This is a genomic window from Corallococcus sp. AB018, from assembly GCF_003986945.1.
GTDB lineage: Bacteria > Myxococcota > Myxococcia > Myxococcales > Myxococcaceae > Corallococcus > Corallococcus exiguus.
In genome coordinates this window covers 1-3414 of the sequence record NZ_RAWR01000402.1, presented here as the reverse complement: position 1 = coordinate 3414, position 3414 = coordinate 1, and the positions used below count along the sequence as shown (strand labels likewise).

Genomic DNA, 3414 nt, shown 5'->3' with positions numbered 1-3414 from the left:
CGCAGGACCTGGGCACGTCACCCATCGCCCCCGGCTCGGGAGACGGTGCTCGGGGTGACCTCACCCCCGGCGCTCCCAGGGGCGCCCCGGAGGAAGCCCAGACCCAGGCCCCGGGCACCTCCCAGGCCACGAAGCCCCTGAAGGGGCCCATCACCCTGGCCCAGCTGGTGGCGCGGGCGCGCACGCAAGACGCGCGCGTGGCGGAGGCCAGCGCGGAGCTGCGCAAGTTCCAGGCGCTCTATGATCAGGCCCGCTGGGCCTGGTTTCCCCGGTTCGAGATCACCCTGGGCGCGGGCGGCCCCGTCCCCGAGGCGCGCAACAACGGCCTGGGCGGCCCGCCCACCACGGAGGCGTCGCTGGAAGGCGACTGGAACTTCGGCAAGGTGGGCGTGACGGTGTTCTCCACCGGCAACGCGGTGCTGCCGCTGTACACGTTCGGCAAGCTCTCCGCGCTGGAGAAGGCGGGCGAGCAGGGCCCCAAGGTGGGCGCGGCGCTGCGTGAGCGCGTGCGCGCGGAGGCCGGCTTCCAGGCCGCGCAGGCGTACTACGGCTACCAGCTGGCCCGGGCCGGCCTGAAGCAGCTGGAGGACGTGTCCAAGCGCCTCAAGGACGCGGGCGACAAGATCGACGCGCTCCTCAAGGAGGACTCGGATCAGGTGACGAAGCTGGACACCTACAAGCTGGGGTACTTCCGCCATCTGGTGGAGTCGCAGCGCGCCACCGCCGTCCAGGGCGAGCAGTTCGCGCTCACCGCCATCCGGCTCCTCGCCAGCGCGGGCCCGGACGAGCAGGTGGAGGTGATGGAGGAGGACCTGCCGCTCCAGGGCGACGTGAAGGTGCCCGACCTGGAGACCTCGCTGAAGCAGGCCAACGAGCGCCGCCCGGAGCTGAAGGCCATCGCCGCGGGCATCATCGCGCGCGAGCAGGAGGTCATCATCCGCGAGCGCAGCTACTACCCGGACCTGGGGCTCGCGGGTTACTACGACGTGCGCTGGACTAGCAGCGCCACGCGCCAGCGCAGCCCCTTCGCGTACGACCCGTTCAACGACCGCACCGCGGGCCTGGGCCTGGTCATCCGAGGCACCTTCGACATCCCCATCAAGGACGCGCAGCTGGAGCAGGCCCGCGCGGAGCTGGACAAGCTGCACGCGCAGGAGCTGACGCTCAAGGCCGGCATCCAGCTGGAAGTCACGCAGGTGCAGAGCCAGCTCGCCGCGTCCTACGCGCGCGCGAAGTCCTTCACGGAGGCGGAGAAGAACGCGAAGCGCTGGGCCACCGCCGCCTACGCCGCCTTCGACCTGGGCACCGGCGACACGCGTGAGCTGGTGGACGCCTTCACCGCGCTAGCCCAGGCCTCCGCCGAGCGCGGCAAGAGCTGGCACGACGTGCGCGTCGGATTGGCGTCACTCGCCCGCGTCACCGGTGCCGTCCCCGCGACGGATGAATAACCCTTCCAGGCTGCCAGTCCTCACAGGTGTCGTCACACCTGAACTTCAACCCGGAGCTTCATCGATATGATTGCTTCCCTGCTTGCCGCCACGCTGCTCGCCGCCGCTCCCGTGAGCCCGCTCAACGTGGTGAAGAACGGCAACGCCGCCGTGCAGAAGGCGGCCAACGCCCCTGGCGCCAATGTGCAGTCCCTGGCGACCGTCGTGGAGTCCTTCGTGGACTTCGAGGAGCTCGCCAAGCGAGCCCTGGGTGAGAAGGCCTGGGCGGGCCTCACCGCCGCCCAGCGCAAGGACTTCACGGAAACCATGACGGGCCTGCTGCGCGCCTCGTACGCCCAGAAGGCCATCGGCCAGGCGAAGGCGGACGTGAAGTACGGCAAGGAGAGCGTGCAGGGGACCGAGGCCACGGTCGACACCGAGCTCACCGTGAAGACGGACCAGGTGCCCGTGAACTACCGCCTCTACAAGGCCTCGCCCAAGGCCGACTGGCGCATCTACGACGTCATCACCGACGAGGTCTCCCTGGTGGACACCTACAGCGGCCAGTTCAAGAAGATCCTCTCCACCAAGGGCTTTGACGGTCTGCTGACGACGCTCAAGTCCAAGCGCGCCCAGCTGGAGAAGGAGAACGCCGGCACCAGCGCGGCCTCCGTGAAGGAGTCCGCCGCCGGGGGCTCGGGCGCCGCGCCGCAGGTGAAGTAGGGCAGGGCGCTTCCAAACGACTTCAAGCAGTGACCTTCCGCCCGGGTGCCTCAAGCGCCCGGGCGGAAGTGTTTCAGGACGACGTCAGACGGGCCGCTGGAACACGCGGTACGTCTTGGAGCGCTGGCCGCCCATGGACTCGATGGCGCGGTTGACCAGGTGGTTGTCCTCCAGCGTCCACGAAATCTCGCCGCCCGTGTACCCCAGCTCCTTCGCGTTGCGCAGGGTGTCCAGGTAGAGGATGGCGTCCAGGCCGCGGCGCCGGTAGCCCTCCTTGATGCCCAGCGTGAGCAGGCGCAGCCGCTTGAGCTTGCGCGACGCCAGCACCAGCTTCACCAGGCCAATGGGCAGGCCGAACGTCGTGAGCCGTCCGTTGGCCGCCTTGAACGCCTCGTTGGCGTCCGGCAGCGTCATGGAGAAGGCGACGGGCTCGCCCTTCACCTCGGCGATCAGCACCAACTCCGGACGCACGATGGCCTTCATCTCCTTGGCCATGTGCTCGAACTCGCGGTCCGTGAAGGGGATGAAGCCCCAGTTCTTCTCCCAGGCCGCGTTGTAGATCTGCTTGATGCGGGCGACCTCGGCGGGGAAGTCCTTCAGGTTCACCGCGCGCACGGTGACGCCCTCGCGCTGGCGGATCTTCTCCGCGATGCGCGCCACCTTCTCCGGCGGCGGCGTGGACGCGGACAGCTCGAAGGCGAACAGGTCCTTCGCCTTGGTGAAGCCGCACGTCTCCAGCAGCCCCGCGTAGTACGTCGGGTTGTAGGGCATCATCAGCGCGGGAGGGCTCTCGTAGCCCTCCACGAGCAGGCCCCAGTCCTGGTTGGAGGAGAAGTTGGCCGGCCCCAGCACGGAGTCGATGCCGCGCGCCTTCAGCCACGCGCTGGCCGCGTCCAGGAGGCCCCGGGCCACGCCCGCGTCGTTCACGCACTCGAAGAGGCCGAAGAAGCCCTCCTTCGTGCCGTGGAACTCCATGTGGCGCGGGTTCTTGATGGCCGCCACCCGGCCCACCACGTCCTGCCCGCGGCGCGCGAGGAACAGCTCCACCTCCGCGTAGTCGAAGAAGGGGTTCTTCTTCGGGTCCAGGAAGTCGCGGCGCTCCATCTCCAGCGGCGGCACCCAGTTCGGGTCGTCACGGTAGAGCGAGTACGGCAGCCGGATGAACGCCGTCCGGTCCGCCGCGCCGCGCACTGGGGTCACCTGCACGTCGGTGGTCATGGAAGTAGGGGAGGCGGAGGCGTCTTCGTGCTGGGCGGGGTGGGCC

3 protein-coding genes are annotated in these 3414 nt (G+C 69.3%); 2 read left to right on the top strand and 1 reads right to left on the bottom strand.

What is annotated here, in order from left to right; all coding sequences use genetic code 11:
• Together D7Y11_RS42110 and D7Y11_RS42105 are read left to right on the top strand one after the other, a co-directional pair.
• Nucleotides 1-1448: TolC family protein (locus tag D7Y11_RS42110; RefSeq protein WP_148139286.1), on the top strand; the 1448-nt coding region annotated here is incomplete at its 5' end.
• A 66-nt stretch (nt 1449-1514) separates the two neighbouring features.
• Nucleotides 1515-2150, top strand: a complete 636-nt coding sequence (locus D7Y11_RS42105) for a phospholipid-binding protein MlaC (protein WP_120579411.1) — start codon at nt 1515-1517, stop codon at nt 2148-2150.
• 84 nt (nt 2151-2234) lie between these two features.
• Here the strand turns inward: D7Y11_RS42105 and D7Y11_RS42100 are convergent, their stop codons facing one another.
• Nucleotides 2235-3368 (bottom strand): N-acetyltransferase, encoded by a 1134-nt coding sequence (locus tag D7Y11_RS42100; protein WP_126936474.1) that lies wholly within the window; start codon nt 3366-3368, stop codon nt 2235-2237.
• Between the last annotated feature and the right edge of the window lie 46 nt (nt 3369-3414).

Bases quoted from the DNA above. Each gene is read 5' to 3' on its own strand.
- D7Y11_RS42100 (WP_126936474.1), bottom strand. From the start codon at position 3,368: ATGACCACCGACGTGCAGGTGACCCCAGTGCGCGGCGCGGCGGACCGG.
- D7Y11_RS42105 (WP_120579411.1), top strand. From the start codon at position 1,515: ATGATTGCTTCCCTGCTTGCCGCCACGCTGCTCGCCGCCGCTCCCGTG.